Raw genomic sequence first — 18643 nt, 5'->3', positions numbered from 1 at the left:
TATGATTGCTTCATGGTTTTATTCATATAGTTGTTAAAATTCTCTCGAGCATTTAGGGGCTTATTGAGCTAATCGGTTTACTGAGAATTTGGGTGTCGTATTTACGTCCATATTAAGTCTGTTTTTACTTGTCTTACGCCACTGGCAAGGAGTGCACCGTTTTTTTGGATTGAAGTGGTTGATGGCATTGGTGGTTTTTAAAACGGGAATCTTCGCAATAACTGTATGCAATGGTTTTGCCATGGTTTATCGCGTTTTTGCTATTGTTGTATCGTGCGGTCCTTTTTCGCTTCATGTGTAGCGCATCTGTATTGTTCTATCATGATAAATGGGTTCTTTATTGTAGCATTTTTTGTTTTATAGCACTGTTGGTGGAGATGCGTTAAACAGGGCGCTGTCCAAATAAAGCAGAGCCAATGCGAACGACATTAGAGCCAAATTGTAGAGCTGTTTTAAAGTCATTGGACATGCCCATTGAAAGTTTGGCAAGATTGGCTTTTTTGGCTAATTTTGCTAACAGTGCAAAATAGGGACCAGGGTTTTCTTGTACGGGGGGAATTGCCATAAGGCCGATAATATTAAGACCATAGTGATTTTTGCATTGGGCAACAAAGGGGATAACTTCCTCTGGTGTGATACCACTTTTTTGCGGCTCTAAGCCAATATTAACTTGGACATAGCAGGGGAGGTGTTTGTTCTGTTTTTGCATTTCTTCTGCTAAGCTTTTGGCTATTTTTTCACGATCAACGGTTTGAATGACATCAAAAATTTTAACAGCTTCTGCTGTTTTATTGGATTGCAAAGGACCGATGAGGTGAAGTTCAATCTTTTCAAATTGTTGACGCAGGTGAGGCCATTTTTCAGCAGCTTCTTGCACACGGTTTTCTGCGAAAAGGCGCTGTCCTGCTTGCAGAATGGGGCGAATATTCTCTGCTTGGACAGTTTTTGAAACAGCAATAAGTTGGACTTCTTCTGGGGAGCGGTTATAGCTTTGACATGTTGTTGCAATGTCGTTTTGAAGGTTTTTCCATGCTTCAATGGAGGGGTGAGGGGAGGGGTTGTTTTCTGTGTGCATAAATGTACTCTTTTTCTTTTTATTAAAAGGATTGAACAATGATTTATAGCAATTGCTTATAAGTGTTTTGTAAGATACTTAATAAAATAGTGATTGAAAATATTGACGATGAGGTTAATCCATGGTCAAGCATAAAAACAAGTTTTTAGTTCAATTTTATAAAGAGTATCATGACAATGGCAATTGAACATTCTCATTTAAGCGAACGCTATAATCCACGTGCTCGCGAACAAAGGTGGCAAGCAATTTGGGATGAAAAGAAAATTTTTCAGACCGTTCAAGAGAACGACCGTGAAAAATATTATGTTTTAGAGATGTTTCCTTATCCTTCTGGGCGCATTCATATGGGCCATGTGCGCAATTATGCCATGGGGGATGTTGTTGCACGCTATAAACGTGCAAAGGGGTTTCATGTGCTGCACCCCATGGGGTGGGATGCTTTTGGCATGCCAGCTGAAAATGCTGCTATGCAAAATAAAGTGCATCCAAAGGCGTGGACCTATCAAAATATTGAAGTGATGCGGGGGCAATTAAAGCAATTAGGGCTTTCTGTGGATTGGTCACGAGAGTTTGCTACTTGTGATGTGGATTATTATCATCGCCAACAAATGCTGTTTCTTGATTTTTACCAGAAAGGTTTGGTTGCACGCAAAGTGGCGAAGGTGAATTGGGATCCGGTTGATCACACTGTGCTGGCAAATGAACAGGTGATTGATGGGCGGGGATGGCGTTCTGGTGCATTGGTTGAACAGCGTGAATTGACGCAATGGTTTTTCAAAATTAGTGATTTTAGTGAAGATCTTTTGGCTGGTCTTGAAAAGCTTGAACAGTGGCCGGAAAAAGTGCGCACTATGCAAAAAAATTGGATTGGTAAGTCACAAGGCTTGCTCATTCGTTGGGCTTTAACGTCAACAGAGCCTGCTGATGAGGTTTGTGAGACGTTTAACGAAGTTGTCTGTTATTCAACACGGCCTGATACGCTTTTTGGCGCTTCTTTTTTGGCGTTGGCTGTCGATCATCCTCTTGCAAAATCCCTTGCACAAAAAGATAAAGCGCTGGAGGCTTTTATTGAAGAATGTCGCTGTGGTGGAACGACAATTGTAGCTCTTGAAACCGCTGAAAAACAAGGGTTTCGTACATCGCTTTTGGCTATTCATCCCTTTGATTCAACGGTGCATATTCCTGTTTATATCGCCAATTTTGTATTGATGGATTATGGGACAGGGGTTGTTTTTGGTTGTCCTGCCCATGATCAGAGAGATTTTGATTTTGCACGTAAGTATGATCTTCCCATAAAGCCGGTGGTTTTGCCAAAAGGAGTTGAGAGAGACAATTTTGTGATTGGAGAAACGCCTTATACCGGTGATGGTGTGATGATCAATTCAGGTTTTTTGGATGGTTTAACACCACAGCAAGCTTTTGAAGAGGCAGCGAAAAGACTTGAGGGGCAAATGCTTCATGGGCAGTCTCAGGGGCAAAAAACCGTGCAATTTCGATTGCGTGATTGGGGAATTTCACGGCAGCGTTATTGGGGATGTCCGATTCCAATGATTCATTGTCCGTCTTGTGGGGTGGTGCCGGTGCCACGTGCTGATTTGCCTGTGGTGTTGCCTGATGATGTGACTTTTGATCAACCGGGCAATCCTCTTGATCGCCATAAAACATGGCAGAGCGTTGCTTGTCCTACCTGTGGTCAGCAGGCACGGCGTGAAACCGATACCATGGATACATTTGTTGACTCTTCTTGGTATTATGCACGATTTACCGCGCCTTTTGCACAAGAGCCCGTTGACAGAAACGCAACAACAGAATGGTTGCCTGTGCAACAATATATTGGTGGAATTGAACACGCAATTTTACACCTCCTTTATGCACGTTTTTTTATGCGGGCTATGAAAATAATGGGTTATGTGACGATCGATGAGCCATTTAAGGGTCTTTTTACTCAAGGGATGGTGGTTCATGAAACCTATCGAGATGATCAGGGGTGGATTTCACCAGAGGAAATTGCAATTTTTGAAAAAGATGGAAAACGTCAGGCTTACAAATTGTCCGATAAAAGTGAAGTGACAATTGGTTTGATTGAAAAAATGTCAAAATCAAAAAGGAATGTTGTTGATCCTGATGATATTATCGCATCCTATGGGGCTGATACTGTACGCTGGTTTGTGTTGTCAGATTCTCCTCCTGAACGCGATGTCATCTGGACGGAATCTGGTGTTGAGGGGGCACACCGCTTTGTACAACGTGTTTGGCGCTGTGTGGCTGTGAGTGCTCCAGTGTTAAAGGACATTGCACCATGCGCAGGGCAGCAGGGAGAAGCTTTGGAACTCTCAAAGGTAGCCCATCGTATCCTTTGTGCTGTCGAAGATGATTTGGAAAAATTTGCCTTTAATCGTGCCATTGCACGCCTTTATGAGTTCTTGAATATTATGGCACCTTTATTAAATAATGTAGAGAATATTGAAGGTGAGATGAAGGCTGCTTTGCGTCAAGCGATGGATTTTTTTCTTGCGCTGATTGCGCCTATCATGCCTCATTTGGCGGAAGAGTGTCATGCTGCTTTAGGTGGAAAATCTTTGATTTGTGAGCTTGCGTGGCCTGTTTATGATCCCGCATTAATCGTTGAAGAATGCTATACTTTGCCGGTACAGATTAATGGTAAAAAACGTGGTGAGGTAACAGTGGCGGCAACAGCGAGTGAAGCAATGATTGAAGAAGCTGTGTTAAATCTTGATTTTGTAAAGGCGCAGCTTGTTGAAAAAGCGGTCAAGAAAATGATTATTGTGCCCAAAAGGATTGTTAATGTCGTTGTTTAGGAAATTTATTTTTTTAGGCTTAACTGGTTTTCTTACGCTTTTGTGTGGGTGCAAAATTGAACCGCTTTATCAACACGAATCGCAGATTTCGACAACAATAGGTTCTATGGGGTCTGTTTTTGATGATTCGTCTGCAAAGCAAAGGTCTTTGAGCCTTTCCGAAAAACTGGCTTCTATTGTCGTTGCAGAACCGTCAGATCGTTTTGGTCAAATGGTTCGCAATCATTTGTTGTTTCTTCTTTATGGGAATGGAGGTAAACCTTTGACTCCAGCTTATCAATTGGCATTGAAAACATCCACCTTTACACGAGATTCTGTAGAGATAGAGGTTGATCGCGATAGGAAAAGAGAGAGGCGTCCTTCTGTTGGAACGGTGATGGGTAAAGTTTCCTATGTTTTGCGAGATATGAAAGATGTGCTTCTTACTGAAAGTACGGTCAGTATGAGTACCTCTTTTGAACGACTTCGCCAAGAATATGCAACTTTGCAAGCAGAAGAAGATGCGCAAAAGCGTGTGGCGGAAGAACTCGCTGAAGAGATTTTACTGATGCTTTCAAAAGATCTTGCAAATCATTAAGCGATGTTTTTTCCGGTTTTTTGCCAATCTTTTGGGAAGATTTGTAAACCTTTATCGGTTAGCGGGTGTTTGACCAGTGTTTTTAAGATTGCTGGTGGAACAGTTGCAACATCCACGCCGCTTAGTGCCGCTTCTTTGACATGGTTAATGGTGCGGATTGAGGCTGCTAAAATTTGTGTGGCAAAACCGTAGTTATCGTAGATCGTGCGAATTTCATGAAGAAGTTCAGTGCCGTCTATGGAACAATCATCGAGCCTGCCGATAAAAGGTGAGACAAATGTGGCTCCTGCTTTGGCGGCTAAGAGGGCTTGATTGGCTGAAAAACAAAGAGTAAGATTTGTTTTTAATCCCTGTGTGGTAAGGGCTTTACAGGCTTTTAATCCATCAAGCGTTATGGGAAGTTTTATGCAAATATTATCGGCAATTTTTGCTAAAACAGCGGCTTCTTGCATCATATTTTCAAATTGCGTTGCTGTTACTTCAGCAGAAACAGGTCCCTCAATGAGGCGACAAATTTCTTTTATAACCTCAAAAATATCGCGTCCCGATTTGAGAATAAGAGAGGGATTTGTGGTGACACCATCAACGAGGCTTAAATTTTGTAATTCTCGGATCTCTTCAATATTAGCACTGTCCACAAAAAATTTCATATCAAATTTCCTCGTTTTTTAGCTCGTGACTTCAAAGTCTCTCATTTTTTACCCTATTCTTTGTTATGCGCTATTGTTGATGGCAAAAGCAAGGGGAAGAATTATTCTCTTATAGGTCATGACATAAATTTGCAAAGAGAGCAAAATTGAGGAGAGAATTGTTTATAGTGTCAATTCTTAGGGCATTCTTATTCATGCTCATTAATGCTGAAACGGATCAAACTTTGTTTTTATGAAGGGGGGCGTTTTTGTTTATTTTCAATAGAGGTGTGGGGAATACTTGTTGTAGAAAAGATGTTTTCGATAAAAAGAGGATAGTAAAAAAGATCAAAGGTTTTCTCCAAAGCTCTTACAAGACAAGTGATGTAAATATTATAGAGTGTGAATATTAAAATTAAATATGCAAATATGAAATACGTATACACGGATTAAAAGAGTTCGTATGAAGCTGCTGTAGACAATGATGCTTTTGACTAAGGAGGGGAAAAATAGAGCAGGGAAATGGTTTTCTGTAATGTTGTTATAGGAAAAGCAGTATGAAGATAAAATACGTACACATGGATTAAAAGAGTTCGTGTGGAGTTTCTAGAGAAAATGATGGAACATGTAACAGAGAAATTGTTCCTCTTTTGGTGTTTCTTTTTACTGTGTATGCTTATCGTTATTGGTGTGCATCTGCTATGGGGAAGAGGGGACTGTTTTTTTGTGGTTTAGCGGTGATTGGTGCATTGGTGAGGTGTCGTTGGAGGGTGAAGGATACGTCCTGTAAAGATGTTGCATTAACGGATGTTAGGAAATAAGTGCGCAGCCATTTTTAGTTGCATCTTGTATAAGAGGTTTGGATAAAATTTGAGACAAAAGATGAGGACAAATGTGACAGAAGCCGTGCGGGAGAGGAAGATTGTTTCGGTGTTGGTGCCTCTGCCTGTTGATCAGGCTTATAGTTATGAGGTTCCGCCTTCTATGGAGGTGGAAATAGGCTGTTTTGTGCGTGTTCCAGTGATGGGGCGCCAAGTTTGTGGTATTGTTGTGGAGGTTAGAGAGCAGACGGTTAAAAATGAGCACGGTGCTGCCTCTGTGGCAGGGAGAAAACTCCGTTCTCTCCTTCATGTTTTTGATTGCCCGTCATTAAAGGCGGAAATGATAGCATTTTTGCGTTTTGTAAGCCGTTATACGATAACCCCTGTTGGATTGGTTGCACGATTGGTGTTGTGTGTGCCGGCTGCTTTAGAACCTGAAGCACAAATGCCTGGTTTGCGGTATTGTGGAGGAGATGTGGAGCGTCTTACACCAGCGCGAGTGCGGGTTTTAGAGTTGGTGCGCGATGGTGGAATTTGGACGCGTTCTGGTCTTGCACATGCGGCGGGAACTTCTGTTTCTGTTGTTGAGGGGTTAAAAGCGCTGGGAATTTTTGAAGAGGTTATGGTTTCGCCTCCTGCTGTTGTGGGGATGCCGGATGCCGATTTTTGCCCTCCTCAGTTGGAGGGCGCACAAAAGGAGGCTGCACGGCTTTTGCGAGAAGCTGTTTTGTCTTCTCAATTTCAAGTCTTTTTGCTTGATGGGGTAACAGGATCAGGAAAGACGGAAGTTTATTTTGAAGCCGTTGCACAGGCGCTTATGGGCGGTAAGCAGGTTTTGATTCTCTTGCCGGAAATTGCTTTAACACAACAATTCTTAGATCGTTTTTATACGCGTTTTGGAGCTGCTGCTGCTGAGTGGCATTCCGATTTGGCACCACGGCGTCGCGAACGTGTGTGGCGGCAAGTGGCAGAAGGGCGGGTGCGGGTTGTGGCGGGAGCGCGTTCGGCACTTTTTCTTCCCTTTTCAGAGCTTGGCTTGATTGTTGTTGATGAAGAACATGATGGTGCTTATAAACAAGAAGAGCGCGTTTTTTATCATGCACGTGATATGGCGGTGGCACGGGGCTCTTTCGAGCATTTTCTTGTTATTTTATCTTCAGCAACACCGTCGATTGAAAGTCAGGCAAATGTTTTGTCGGGACGTTATCAAAAGGTGCATTTGCCTTCACGCTTTAAAGCGGCGGCACTTCCAAAGCTGCGGGTGGTGGATATGCGTAAAGGGGGTGTGCAAAAGGGACGTTTTATTTCTTCTCTTCTTGAAGAGGCTTTGACACAAACTCTTGAAAAAGGTGAGCAGGCACTGCTTTTTCTCAATAGGCGTGGTTATGCACCTTTAACTTTGTGCCGGATTTGTGGGCATCGGTTTCATTGTAGCGATTGTTCAAGTTGGTTGGTGGAGCATCGATTGCAAGGGCAACTTAAGTGTCATCATTGTGGATATCATCAACCCATTCCAGAAGCGTGTCCTGAATGTGGGACTTTAGATCATCTGGTTGCTTGTGGTCCGGGGGTGGAGAGAATTGCTGAGGAGACACGAGAGCTTTTTCCACAAGCGCGGTTGTTGATTCTCTCAACGGATCTTAAAGGTGGGATTGGTCAGTTGCGACGTGAATTGGAAACAATTGCCAATGGTGATGTGGATGTTATTATTGGCACGCAGCTTGTTGCTAAGGGACACCATTTTCCTGGGCTGTCGCTGGTTGGGGTGATTGATGCTGATCTTGGTCTTGCCAATGGTGATTTGCGTGCAGCAGAGCGTACCTTTCAGCTTTTGTCTCAGGTGACAGGAAGAGCAGGGCGTATGGGGATAGAAAGTGTGGGATTGTTGCAAACCTATCAACCTGATCATCCCGTCATAAAGGCTTTGCTTTGCCAACAATGTGAGGATTTTTATAGCCATGAGATTGCTGTACGGCAGCATTATCATCTTCCACCTTATGGGCGGCTTGCCGCTTTAATTGTGTCTTCACAACAACGTCAGGCAGCAGAGCATTATGCACGCATCTTGCGCCAAGTGGCACCACGGGAGAAAGATCTCTTGGTTATGGGACCGGCGGAAGCACCATTGGCTCTGATTCGGGGGCGTTATCGTTTTCGTCTTTTGCTACAGGGGCACCGTTCTTTTGATATACAGGGCTTTATTCGTGCAATGCTTGCAAATGCACCTAAAATGCCTTCTTCTATTCGGGTGCAAATTGATATTGATCCGCAAAGTTTTCTCTAAAAATATGGGAGTATGATAATATCATGGGGCAATTTATTGGGAAGGGCTGTTTAAGAAAACAGAATAAAAAGATCCTTTTCCTGTTTTTTGAAGGGAATAGAGATTGTTTGTTGTTTGTATATCGGTTTGACAGGGTACATTTTTTGAGAAGCGATAGCTTTTTTGGTGAAAGAGCATCTTATAGAAAGGAAGATTTTTTTATCTTTGCTGTTAGAATGTTTGTAGAGCACGGAAAGAGACTTGAAAAATCTCTCAGAAGGTGCCAAAGAGAAACATAAGAAAAACGATGGTTCTCACCTGCATATTCTGAAAAATTGTTTTTAAAAAATATTTTGAATATTTTATTGAAAATTTTCAAAAAGCATCGATTTGGAGTGTTGCGAGTCGATGACGTCTATGCTAGAAACCGAAAAGTTTTTTTGTTCTAGGTTTTAAGGAGAAGATTCTTAAAATTTGGAGTGTCTGATTTATTTCATCTGATAGTTATCAGAGAGTCGCTCAAGGGAAAGAGGCGGTATTTCGTGTCGGATTCATTTTCTCTTATACCGCTGTCATTGGTAGATCAACGCTATGCGCAAGCGCTTTTTGATTTCGTTGAAGAAGCAGGGGTTGTTGAAAAGGTTGAAAAGGCAGTGGCATCTTTTTTACTTGTTTTAGATGAAAATGAGGACTTAAAGCACTTCGTGAAAAGTCCATTTTTTTCAGCAAAAGAGCAAGTGAAAGCGATGGGTGCTGTCGTGCGGTCTCTCAAGTTTGATGATGAGCGCGCTGGTCAGATTTTTGGTGATTTTTTGCGCGTTATCGCAATGAACCGTCGGCTTGCTGCCTTGTCTGGTATTTTACATGCTTTTCAACGTCGTGTTGCGCTCTTTCGTAAGGAATTTTCGGCACAGATTGTTTCTGCTTGTCCGTTGAGTTCTCAACAGGAGCAAGAGTTGCGGGTGGCATTGGAAGGTGTCGTTGGGGGAAAGGTTTTGCACTACACCCTTGTGGATCCAACAATCCTTGGTGGATTGATCATTCGTGTGGGGTCGTCTCAGATTGATACGTCTCTTGCAACAAAATTATCTTCGCTTAAGCTTGCATTGAAAAAAGAGGTTAGCTGATGGATATTAGACCATCTGAAATTTCAAAAATTCTCAAAGAGCAGATCAGAAACTTTGACCAAAAGGCTGAAGTTTCAGAGATTGGTTGGGTTCTCTCTGTGGGGGATGGTATCGCCCGCGTTTACGGTTTGGATAATGTCCAAGCAGGGGAGATGGTGTCCTTTCCCAATGGTGTGCGCGGGATGGCGCTGAATTTGGAAGTCGATAATGTTGGGGTGGTGATTTTCGGGTCAGATCGCGATATTCGTGAAGGTGATACCGTTAAACGGTTGGGCACTATTGTTGATGTTCCGGTTGGTCCTGCGCTGCTTGGGCGTGTTGTTGATGCATTGGGAAATCCTATAGATGGTAAAGGGCCCATTAAAGAAACAGAACGTCGTCGTGTTGATGTTAAAGCTCCAGGAATTATTCCACGTCAGTCTGTACATGAGCCGATGTCAACCGGATTGAAAGCTATTGATGCCCTCATTCCCATTGGACGGGGACAGCGTGAATTGGTGATTGGTGATCGTCAAACAGGAAAAACGGCGATTTTGCTTGATGCATTTTTAAACCAGAAACCGTTCCACGAAAAAGGGGCGGGGCACGACAAAGATAAAGTCTATTGTATTTATGTTGCTATTGGGCAAAAACGTTCAACTGTGGCACAGTTTGTTAAAGTTTTAGAAGAGCGTGGAGCCCTTGAATATTCCATTATTGTTGCGGCGACCGCTTCTGATCCTGCTCCATTGCAATTTCTTGCTCCTCTTGCTGGTTGCGCAATGGGTGAATATTTCCGTGACAATGGTCAACATGCTTTAATCGGTTATGATGATCTTTCCAAACAGGCGGTCGCGTATCGCCAGATGTCCCTTTTGCTGCGTCGTCCACCCGGTCGTGAAGCTTATCCTGGTGATGTGTTCTATCTTCATTCGCGCCTTTTGGAGCGGGCGGCAAAGCTCAATGCGGAAAATGGTTCCGGATCTTTGACCGCTTTGCCTGTTATTGAAACGCAGGCAAATGACGTTTCTGCTTATATCCCTACCAATGTTATTTCCATTACCGATGGACAAATTTTCTTGGAGACCAATTTGTTCTATCAAGGAATTCGTCCGGCTGTAAATGTTGGTCTTTCTGTCTCGCGTGTTGGTTCTGCTGCGCAAATTAAAGCGATGAAACAAGTTGCTGGTTCCATCAAAGGTGAATTGGCGCAATATCGCGAAATGGCCGCTTTTGCGCAATTTGGTTCCGATTTGGATGCTTCAACGCAGCGTCTTTTAAACCGTGGAGCGCGTTTAACAGAGTTATTGAAACAGCCGCAATTTTCTCCTCTGAAAACAGAAGAGCAGGTTGCAGTTATTTTCGCTGGAGTGAATGGTTATCTTGATCCTTTAGCGGTTCGTGATGTCGCGCGGTTTGAACAGGGACTTTTAACCCTTCTGCGGGGTGATCACCAAGATCTCTTGCAGGAAATTGCTGACAAAAAACAATTAACCGATGAACTTAAGGATAAGTTGCTCATGGTTCTTAAGTCTTATGCGAAGAATTTTTCGTGATGAATTGATGGAATGCTCGAATGGCGTCGTTGAAGGATCTTAGAGACCGTATCGCTTCGGTTAAGGCAACCCAGAAGATTACCAAAGCCATGCAAATGGTTGCGGCAGCAAGGTTGCACCGTGCACAAGAGGCTGCGCATTCTGCACGTCCTTATGCGCAGCGAATGGCTGCTATTTTGGCAAATGTTGCTGCTGATATCGATGCGGTTGATGCGCCGCCTCTCATGCGCGGAACTGGGCGGGATGATGTGCATCTTTTGGTGGTGTGTACTGCTGAACGGGGATTGTGCGGTGCTTTTAATGTACAAATCGCGCGGCGTGCCCGTGAACAGATTAAAACACTGCTTGCTGCTAATAAAATTGTTAAAATTTTAACCGTGGGTAAAAAGGGTGCCGATATCTTATCGCGTGACTATAAAGCCTTGATGATTGATCATATTGATTTGCATTCTGTCAAACGGATTGGTTTTTCTGAAGCAGCGGTGATTAGTCAGCGGATTATTGACCTGTTCAATGAGGAAGCTTTTGATGTTTGTACGCTGTTTTATTCTGAATTTGTTTCAGTGATTAATCAACGACCAACAGCGTTTCGTTTGATTCCAATGGCTTGTGCGAAAGAGATTATGGGGACACGAGGAAGTGTTGAGAAAAAAGAGGAAAGTCAAAATCTACGGGCTATGGTTTATGATTATGAGCCCGATGCGGCTTCTCTCTTAGAGGCGCTGGTGCCGCGCAATATTTCCGTGCAAATCTTTCGGGCTTTGCTTGAAAATGTTGCGGGTGAAATGGGTGCGAAGATGACTGCTATGGATAATGCATCACGCAATGCGGGTGAAATGATTAATAAATTGACGGTGGCTTATAATCGTCAACGTCAGGCACAAATCACAACAGAATTGATCGAAATTATTGCAGGCGCTGAAGCGCTTTAAATAGAAAAGGTAAAGATTGATGGTAAAAGCAGTGACGTCAAGCAAGGGAGCAGAAAAAGGTGAAAAAAAGAAAACAGCTGCTCGTTTAAGCGTTAAAAAAGCCACCGCAAAATCTCCAAAGAATGTTAAGGACTCTTCTGATCTCAAGCGTCCTTCTTCGCAAAAAGGTGCTCGAGCAAGTTTTCAAGATGTTCGTGAAAAAGGCGCTGTTGGTGAGATCAAACAGGTGATTGGTGCTGTTGTTGATGTGCAGTTTGAAGGTGCTTTGCCAAATATTCTCAATGCATTAGAAACAGATAATTTAGGCAATCGACTGGTGCTAGAAGTTGCGCAGCATTTGGGTGAAAATACCGTCCGTACAATTGCTATGGATACTACAGATGGGCTAAAACGTGGGCAAAAGGTCTTTGATACAGGAACACAGATCAGTGTGCCTGTCGGAGAGGCAACACTTGGTCGTATTATGAATGTGATTGGAGAGCCCGTTGATAATGTTGGCCCCATTGTTGCAACAAAAATGCGCTCTATTCACCAAGATGCGCCTGAATATGTTGAGCAGTCAAGCGTGTTAGAAATTCTTGTCACCGGTATTAAGGTTGTTGATTTGCTCGCACCTTATTCTAAAGGGGGGAAAGTTGGCCTATTTGGCGGTGCTGGCGTTGGTAAAACCGTTCTTATTATGGAGCTTATTAATAATATTGCTAAAGCCCATGGAGGTTATTCCGTCTTTGCTGGTGTGGGAGAGCGTACACGTGAGGGAAATGATCTCTATTATGAAATGATCGAAAGCCATGTGAATGTGAATCCAAGAGAGAATAATGGTTCAACGGAAGGGTCAAAATGTGCCCTCGTTTATGGGCAAATGAATGAACCACCAGGAGCGCGGGCACGCGTTGCTCTTTCCGGGTTGACGATTGCAGAAAGTTTCCGTGATGAAGGGCAGGATGTTCTTTTCTTCGTGGATAATATTTTCCGTTTTACGCAAGCTGGTGCTGAAGTTTCCGCGCTTTTGGGGCGTATCCCTTCTGCTGTTGGATATCAACCAACTTTGGCAACCGATATGGGGGCTTTGCAAGAGCGTATTACCAGTACGAAAACAGGGTCTATTACTTCTGTGCAGGCTATCTATGTGCCAGCTGATGATTTGACCGATCCAGCGCCCGCAACATCCTTTGCCCATTTGGATGCAACAACGGTTCTTTCACGGTCAATCGCTGAAAAGGGCATTTATCCCGCCGTTGATCCATTGGATTCTTTCTCTCGTATGTTAGATCCAATGATTGTAGGGGAAGAGCATTATACTGTCGCTTGTCAAGTGCAAACGATTTTGCAACGCTATCGAGCACTCCAGGACATTATTGCTATTCTTGGTATGGATGAGCTTTCTGAAGATGATAAATTGCTGGTGGGGCGGGCACGTAAAATTGAACGTTTCCTTTCGCAGCCTTTCCATGTTGCTGAAGCCTTTACGGGTTCACCTGGAAAACTCGTGCCTTTAGAAGAAACAATTAAAGGCTTTAAGGGGCTTTGTGCTGGTGATTATGATGACTTGCCAGAAGCGGCTTTTTATATGGTTGGTGCGATTGATGAAGCCATTGAAAAAGGAAAGCGTCTTATTGCAGAGGCTTCTGCCTAAGAACAAATTGGTAATGGATGCTTGTTGTGAAGAGAATAAAAATTCCTTGTCTCGAGCTTCGTGGAGATTTTTGTGGAACAGAATAAAGAAGAGCATTTTTTGTTTGAGCTTATATCGCCTGAGAAAATTGTCTTTTCAGAGCAAGTGGTATCGGTTGTTCTTCCTTCAGCGTCCGGTGCTCTGACAGTTATGGCGCATCATACGCCTCTGCTAGCAAGTATTGTGTTGGGCAGTGTTCGTGTTCGTACCTCTTCAGAAGAAAAATTGTTCGCTGTTTGTGGAGGCGTTGCGAATATTACCTTTTCGGGTTGTTCTCTTTTGGTCGAACATGTTGTTGCTGTTGAGCATCTTTCTTTTGATGTATTGGAACAGCAGATTTTGCAAGCGCGAGCAGCTTGGGGAGAGGGGGACGATGATATGGTAAACTGTGAGATAGAAGGGTTTTTTCATCAATTGGCAGATGGTGCTAGGATGAGAGAGGCGTAAAGGATTATACGGGAAAAAGCGACATGGGCGGAAAAAAAAGTACGGTTGTGTCCGCTAAAAGAGGAGGAAAGCCCTTTCCGCATCCAGGTCGTGTGTTCGCAGGACCCTTGCCAAAATGTTTTGTCTATATTTTGGCTTCTTTTATTTTGCAATGGGCTTATGGTTTAGGGGCAAATATTGTCCAGTCTAATATTGTCCATCTCACGGGGGATTTCCATGCAACTCTAGCGGAAACGACATGGTTGGTTGCTGCTTATATGGCACCAAATGTTAGTGTTGCTATCATGTTGATCAAAATTCGCTACCAGTTCGGATTGCGGGCTTTTGCCGAATTATCAATTCTTGGCTTCGTTTTGGTTTGTGTTTTGCAGCTCTTTGTAACGGACTTGCGTTCGGCACTGATTATTCGTTTTTTCGCTGGTATTGCTGCAGCGCCTTTGGCTTCACTTGCGCTCCTTTATATGATGGAAGCTTTTGCTCCAGCAAAAAAATATACTATTGGTCTTAGTTTGAATTATATGAATGCAGCTTTAGCTGTTCCCCTTTCGCGCTTGATTTCACCAGATTTATTGGAAAATGGTGGGTTTTCTAGTCTTTCGGCATTAGAAATGGGATTGGTGCTTATAAGTTTGGGCTGTATTTTTTCTCTTCCATTAACCCCTGTGGTACGCAATAAAGTCATTCAGAAATTGGATTGGCTAAGTTACGGTTTGATTGCTTTTGGTCTTGGCATCAATGCGGTGGTTATGTCCGTTGGAAAATTGTATTGGTGGTATGAAGCCCCTTGGATCGGTTGGGGACTTGTGCTTGCTGTGTCTTCTTTGGTCATGGCAATTATTATTGAACTGAATAGAGAAAAGCCATTGATTGATTTACGTTGGCTGTTCAGTAAAGAAATTGTGCAATCTGTTCTCATTTTATTGGTTTTTCATGTTTTCTTATTAGAACGGTCAACTTTAGCAGCAGAGTTTTTTAATCTTTTTGGTTTGTCAAATCGTGAAGTGATGCCTATGTATCTTGCCGTGATATTGGGTGCTCTTTTAGGAGGAGGGATTTGTGTCTTTTTCTTACGCGCAGGGTGTGAGGATTATTTCTATTTGGTCTCTTTGGGCTGTTTGGCGCTGGGGACTTATTTAGATAGCCATGTGAACCAATTCACGTGCCCGCAGGATATGATGTTAAGCCAAGGGTTAATTAGCTTTAGTTATACACTTTTTTTGCCCGCTGCTCTTTTTAAGGGATTTGTGATATCTGGTGAGAAAGGACCACGTTATGTTTTAAGCTTTATTACTGTTTTTTTGCTCACACAAGTGACAGGCGGGTTGATGGGGTCTGCTCTTTTTGGTAGTTTGCAGTTTTTCTTTGCCCATAAAAATTTTGAATTCTTGACACAAAATATTATTGTAACAGATCCAGCTCTTTCTGTTGAGATGAATGCCTTATTGTCGCCTTTTTATGGTGTTTCCGTTGCTAATATTTTAGGAGATGGACAAGGGGCAGCCAGGCTTATTGAGAAGTTTAAGTTAGCAGCAAATATTTTCGCTTATGATGATGTGTTTCGAATTTATTTTTATATTGCCATCATTGTTTTTGCTGTTTTTCTTATCAAAATATTTGTTAAGTCATGCTCTTTGTGTAAATCCATAAAGCAGGATGATATGTGTGAGGAGGGGTGCAAAAAATGATAAAAGCATTACGGTCAAGAGCAACACTTGTTGCGTTCTTTTCAGGTGTTATGGGGGTTTTGTTGATTTTATGGGCTTGGAAACTCCCTCCTTTTGTAAGTACAATCCAAGTAACCGATAATGCGTCCATTAAAGGCAATGTGACGCTCGTGAGTTCACAGATCTCTGGGGTCATTGCGCGGATTTATGTTCAAGATTATCAACGTGTTGAAAAGGGAATGCTGCTCTTTGAACTCGATGATGCTCTGTTTCGTCAACAGTTGGCACGAGCACAGGCTGTTCTCGATGCAAAAAATGCAAAACTTGAAAGCATCGTTTTTCAGGATAAATTTTTGCAAGGGGAGATTAATACAGCAGAAGCAGAATTGACGCGGTCGCGCGCTTTCACCAATGTTCTTTCTGAAAACAGAAAGTTAGGTTTTGGTGATCCTACAAATTCTGCTTCTCGTCCTCTTTCACAATTGTTGACAGCTCTTGAGACAAAGCGTCAATTACAAAAACAGTTGGATCTTGAACGAAAAAGTTTAGAGTCAGAACTTGCGGAAGCAAAGGTGGGCGTTGAATTAGCTAAGATTAACTTGAATCGTACAAAAATTCTCTCTCCTAAAACAGGATCTATTGGGTTGGTTGGCGCGCGGGTAGGACAATATGTATTGCCTGGTACGCAGTTGGTGTCCGTCATTTCTGATGATATTTGGGTGATTGCCAATTATAAGGAAACCCAACTTTCTCAGATGCGTGTGGGACAACCGGTTATTTTTTCTGTTGATGCATTGAACAATAAAAAATTAACAGGGCGTGTGGTTCGTTTTGCTCCTGCGACAGGTTCAGAATTTTCACTGTTAAAAACAGATACGGCAATTGGTAATTTCATTAAAATTGCGCAACGTATTTCGGTGCGCATTGCTTTAGATCCTGGACAGGAAGGAGCTGAAAAGCTCATCCCTGGAATGTCTGTGGTTACTTATGTGGATACTTCACAACATGTTCCTGGAGGGTAAGATTTTGGGTTTTGTAAGTTTGATTTTTGCGTCTTTTACGTATAGCAAGTGGGTATTTACTCTAGAAGATTTTATTTGGTTGACTGTCCTTGATCTCTTTAAACTCTTTTTTGTGTATAAAAGTAACTCTGATGTTCTGTATGTGGTTTTTGCAGGAATGTAGAAAATGCCCAATTCAAAATGGGCATTGAAAACTTTTATTGTCGACGTGTTGTTAATTTACGTATCAGAAAAAAGCTCGTTAAAACGACCCCTGTTGCCAATGCAATAGTTGTTTTAGGGTTGTCTTTGGATTTTTTCTTCAATTGTATAGCGTGGTTATGGAAGTGGTGCAGCGTATGATAGCTTTTTTGTTTCCATCTTTCAAATATATTGGAGATATTCTCAAAGTTACTATTACGTGAATGCCAAGGGTGCATGGACGTGAGTTTGTTTTTTAATTGTACAATATATTTTCCCATTTTAGCATTTTTTGTATGGGCTGAAAATAAACACATTTGTTAACTCCTTCATCTCTTACATTATTCTACGAAAATTGCTATTATGTGTGGGATTTTGCTATAATGGCTTGAAAATTGAAAGGTTGCATTGATGGTGCTGCTTGTCGGCATGGGGTGAAAGTCAAGAGTTGTGGTTTAATGACGCAATCTCTTCATTTTTTTAGAGTGTCCTTTGGTGAGTCTTACCATACATGGTGTTCAGTAGATGCTAAGTTTTAATTTGAGGGCTTGATGAGCACAGTCTATCCTTTGTCTAAACCTTTTGAACGTCGTCGGTCTGTCGCTGTTGGCGTGGGTGGTGTGATGGTTGGTGGCAATAATCCCATTGTTGTTCAGTCTATGACCAATACCGATACGGCCGATGTTGATGCAACTGTTGCGCAAGTTGCTGCTCTTTGGCAGGCGGGTTCGCAATTGGTTCGCATCACCGTTGATCGTGATGAAGCTGCTGCTGCTGTGCCAAAAATACGGGAGAGATTAGAACGGTTAGGCTTTTTTGTGCCATTGGTGGGGGATTTCCATTATATTGGGCACAAGCTTTTAGCCGCACATCCTGCTTGTGCTGAGGCCCTTGCAAAATATCGCATTAATCCTGGAAATGTGGGATTTGGTGCCAAAAAAGATCGGCAATTTGCCGAAATTATTGAGATTGCCTGTCGATATCGTAAATCTATTCGTATTGGTGTGAATTGGGGATCCCTTGATAATGCGTTATTAACACGGCTTATGGATGAAAATGCTCAGCAGAAAAATCCCTTATCTGTGGTTGAGGTGATGCGGGAAACTATTGTGCAATCGGCTTTGCTTTCAGCTACTTTCGCTGAAGAGCTTGGGTTGGGGCGTGATCACATTATTCTTTCTGCTAAAGTGAGTGATGTCCAAGATCTTATTGCTGTCTATTGTACTTTAGCAGAGCGTTGTGATTATGCGCTCCATTTGGGTTTGACAGAAGCAGGAATGGGAACAAAGGGGGTTGTTGCTTCTTCTGTCGCTCTGGGTGTTTTGTTACAGCAAGGAATTGGAGATACCATCCGTATTTCATTGACTCCTGAACCCAGTGGAGATCGGACACGAGAAGTGAAGGTGGGGCAAGAACTGTTGCAAGTGATGGGATTTCGGCAGTTTTTGCCTGTAGTGGCGGCTTGTCCTGGTTGTGGTCGTACAACTTCTACAGTGTTTCAGCAATTGGCACAAAAAATTGAAGCCGATTTGTACAAAAATATGCCCGTTTGGCGTGAAAAATACCCTGGTGTCGAAAGTTTGAAGGTGGCTGTAATGGGCTGTATTGTCAATGGACCTGGTGAATCAAAACATGCGGATATTGGAATCTCTTTGCCTGGTGTGGGAGAAAGTCCAGCAGCGCCTGTTTTCATTGAAGGACAAAAGGTAAAAACTTTGCGTGGCAGCCATATTGCTGAAGAATTTGAGTCTCTCTTGAGTGATTATATCCAGACACGCTTTGGACAGGGGTGAAAGAAACCGTTGGAGAAAACTGGAATAGCGAAAAACTTTTGCTCTGTCTCTTCCGCATTGCTTCACGCTCTCAATCAACACGAA

13 protein-coding genes are annotated in these 18643 nt (G+C 42.7%); 11 read left to right on the top strand and 2 right to left on the bottom strand.

Annotated elements, in window-relative coordinates:
• Positions 1 to 382: 382 nt before the first annotated feature.
• Positions 383 to 1075, bottom strand: coding sequence for a YggS family pyridoxal phosphate-dependent enzyme (locus NMK50_RS09130; RefSeq protein WP_254770189.1), 693 nt, complete (start codon positions 1073 to 1075; stop codon positions 383 to 385).
• A 176-nt stretch (positions 1076 to 1251) separates the two neighbouring features.
• On the opposite strand from NMK50_RS09130, the gene leuS reads away from it, so the two are divergent.
• Together leuS and lptE are read left to right on the top strand one after the other, a co-directional pair.
• Positions 1252 to 3894, top strand: coding sequence for a leucine--tRNA ligase (gene leuS / locus NMK50_RS09125; RefSeq protein WP_254771233.1), 2643 nt, complete (start codon positions 1252 to 1254; stop codon positions 3892 to 3894).
• Positions 3881 to 4471, top strand: a complete 591-nt coding sequence (lptE, locus tag NMK50_RS09120; protein WP_254770188.1) for an LPS assembly lipoprotein LptE — start codon at positions 3881 to 3883, stop codon at positions 4469 to 4471. The genes leuS and lptE overlap by 14 nt, the downstream gene beginning before the upstream one ends.
• On the opposite strand, the gene fsa is transcribed toward lptE, so the two are convergent.
• Positions 4468 to 5121 (bottom strand): fructose-6-phosphate aldolase, encoded by a 654-nt coding sequence (fsa, locus tag NMK50_RS09115; RefSeq protein WP_254770187.1) that lies wholly within the window; start codon positions 5119 to 5121, stop codon positions 4468 to 4470. The genes lptE and fsa overlap by 4 nt on opposite strands.
• 861 nt (positions 5122 to 5982) lie before the next feature.
• Here fsa and NMK50_RS09110 point away from each other — a divergent pair.
• The 9 genes from NMK50_RS09110 (at position 5983) to ispG (ending at position 18559) form a co-directional block, all read left to right on the top strand.
• On the top strand, positions 5983 to 8205 hold the full coding sequence (locus tag NMK50_RS09110) for a primosomal protein N' (protein ID WP_254770186.1): 2223 nt from the start codon (positions 5983 to 5985) through the stop codon (positions 8203 to 8205).
• Positions 8206 to 8726: 521 nt separating this feature from the next.
• Positions 8727 to 9311, top strand: coding sequence for an ATP synthase F1 subunit delta (gene atpH, locus NMK50_RS09105; protein ID WP_254770185.1), 585 nt, complete (start codon positions 8727 to 8729; stop codon positions 9309 to 9311).
• Positions 9311 to 10846, top strand: coding sequence for a F0F1 ATP synthase subunit alpha (gene atpA / locus NMK50_RS09100; protein WP_254770184.1), 1536 nt, complete (start codon positions 9311 to 9313; stop codon positions 10844 to 10846). The genes atpH and atpA overlap by 1 nt, the downstream gene beginning before the upstream one ends.
• A 20-nt stretch (positions 10847 to 10866) precedes the next feature.
• Positions 10867 to 11778: a F0F1 ATP synthase subunit gamma gene (locus tag NMK50_RS09095; protein ID WP_254770183.1), complete on the top strand. Its 912-nt coding sequence runs from the start codon at positions 10867 to 10869 to the stop codon at positions 11776 to 11778.
• Between the two features lie 19 nt (positions 11779 to 11797).
• Positions 11798 to 13414 (top strand): F0F1 ATP synthase subunit beta, encoded by a 1617-nt coding sequence (atpD, locus tag NMK50_RS09090; protein WP_254770182.1) that lies wholly within the window; start codon positions 11798 to 11800, stop codon positions 13412 to 13414.
• 72 nt (positions 13415 to 13486) lie between these two features.
• Positions 13487 to 13900, top strand: coding sequence for a F0F1 ATP synthase subunit delta/epsilon (locus NMK50_RS09085; RefSeq protein ID WP_254770181.1), 414 nt, complete (start codon positions 13487 to 13489; stop codon positions 13898 to 13900).
• Between the two features lie 23 nt (positions 13901 to 13923).
• The gene (locus tag NMK50_RS09080; protein ID WP_254770180.1) at positions 13924 to 15585 is read left to right on the top strand and encodes an MFS transporter; all 1662 of its coding nucleotides are present in this window, start codon (positions 13924 to 13926) and stop codon (positions 15583 to 15585) included.
• Positions 15582 to 16586, top strand: coding sequence for an HlyD family secretion protein (locus NMK50_RS09075; RefSeq protein WP_254770179.1), 1005 nt, complete (start codon positions 15582 to 15584; stop codon positions 16584 to 16586). The genes NMK50_RS09080 and NMK50_RS09075 overlap by 4 nt, the downstream gene beginning before the upstream one ends.
• 731 nt (positions 16587 to 17317) lie before the next feature.
• On the top strand, positions 17318 to 18559 hold the full coding sequence (ispG, locus tag NMK50_RS09065) for a flavodoxin-dependent (E)-4-hydroxy-3-methylbut-2-enyl-diphosphate synthase (protein WP_254770177.1): 1242 nt from the start codon (positions 17318 to 17320) through the stop codon (positions 18557 to 18559).
• Positions 18560 to 18643 lie beyond the last annotated feature (84 nt).

This window comes from Bartonella harrusi (assembly GCF_024297065.1).
Taxonomy (GTDB): domain Bacteria; phylum Pseudomonadota; class Alphaproteobacteria; order Rhizobiales; family Rhizobiaceae; genus Bartonella; species Bartonella harrusi.
The sequence above is the reverse complement of the archived record's forward strand: the minus strand, read 5'-3'. Positions and strand labels throughout refer to the sequence as shown.

Excerpts from the sequence above, each read along its gene's own strand:
- NMK50_RS09130 (WP_254770189.1), bottom strand. The coding sequence starts at position 1,075 with ATGCACACAGAAAACAACCCCTCCCCTCACCCCTCCATTGAAGCATGG.
- leuS (WP_254771233.1), top strand. The coding sequence starts at position 1,252 with ATGGCAATTGAACATTCTCATTTAAGCGAACGCTATAATCCACGTGCT.
- lptE (WP_254770188.1), top strand. The coding sequence starts at position 3,881 with ATGTCGTTGTTTAGGAAATTTATTTTTTTAGGCTTAACTGGTTTTCTT.
- fsa (WP_254770187.1), bottom strand. The coding sequence starts at position 5,121 with ATGAAATTTTTTGTGGACAGTGCTAATATTGAAGAGATCCGAGAATTA.
- NMK50_RS09110 (WP_254770186.1), top strand. The coding sequence starts at position 5,983 with ATGAGGACAAATGTGACAGAAGCCGTGCGGGAGAGGAAGATTGTTTCG.
- atpA (WP_254770184.1), top strand. The coding sequence starts at position 9,311 with ATGGATATTAGACCATCTGAAATTTCAAAAATTCTCAAAGAGCAGATC.
- NMK50_RS09095 (WP_254770183.1), top strand. The coding sequence starts at position 10,867 with ATGGCGTCGTTGAAGGATCTTAGAGACCGTATCGCTTCGGTTAAGGCA.
- atpD (WP_254770182.1), top strand. The coding sequence starts at position 11,798 with ATGGTAAAAGCAGTGACGTCAAGCAAGGGAGCAGAAAAAGGTGAAAAA.
- NMK50_RS09080 (WP_254770180.1), top strand. The coding sequence starts at position 13,924 with ATGGGCGGAAAAAAAAGTACGGTTGTGTCCGCTAAAAGAGGAGGAAAG.
- NMK50_RS09075 (WP_254770179.1), top strand. The coding sequence starts at position 15,582 with ATGATAAAAGCATTACGGTCAAGAGCAACACTTGTTGCGTTCTTTTCA.
- ispG (WP_254770177.1), top strand. The coding sequence starts at position 17,318 with ATGAGCACAGTCTATCCTTTGTCTAAACCTTTTGAACGTCGTCGGTCT.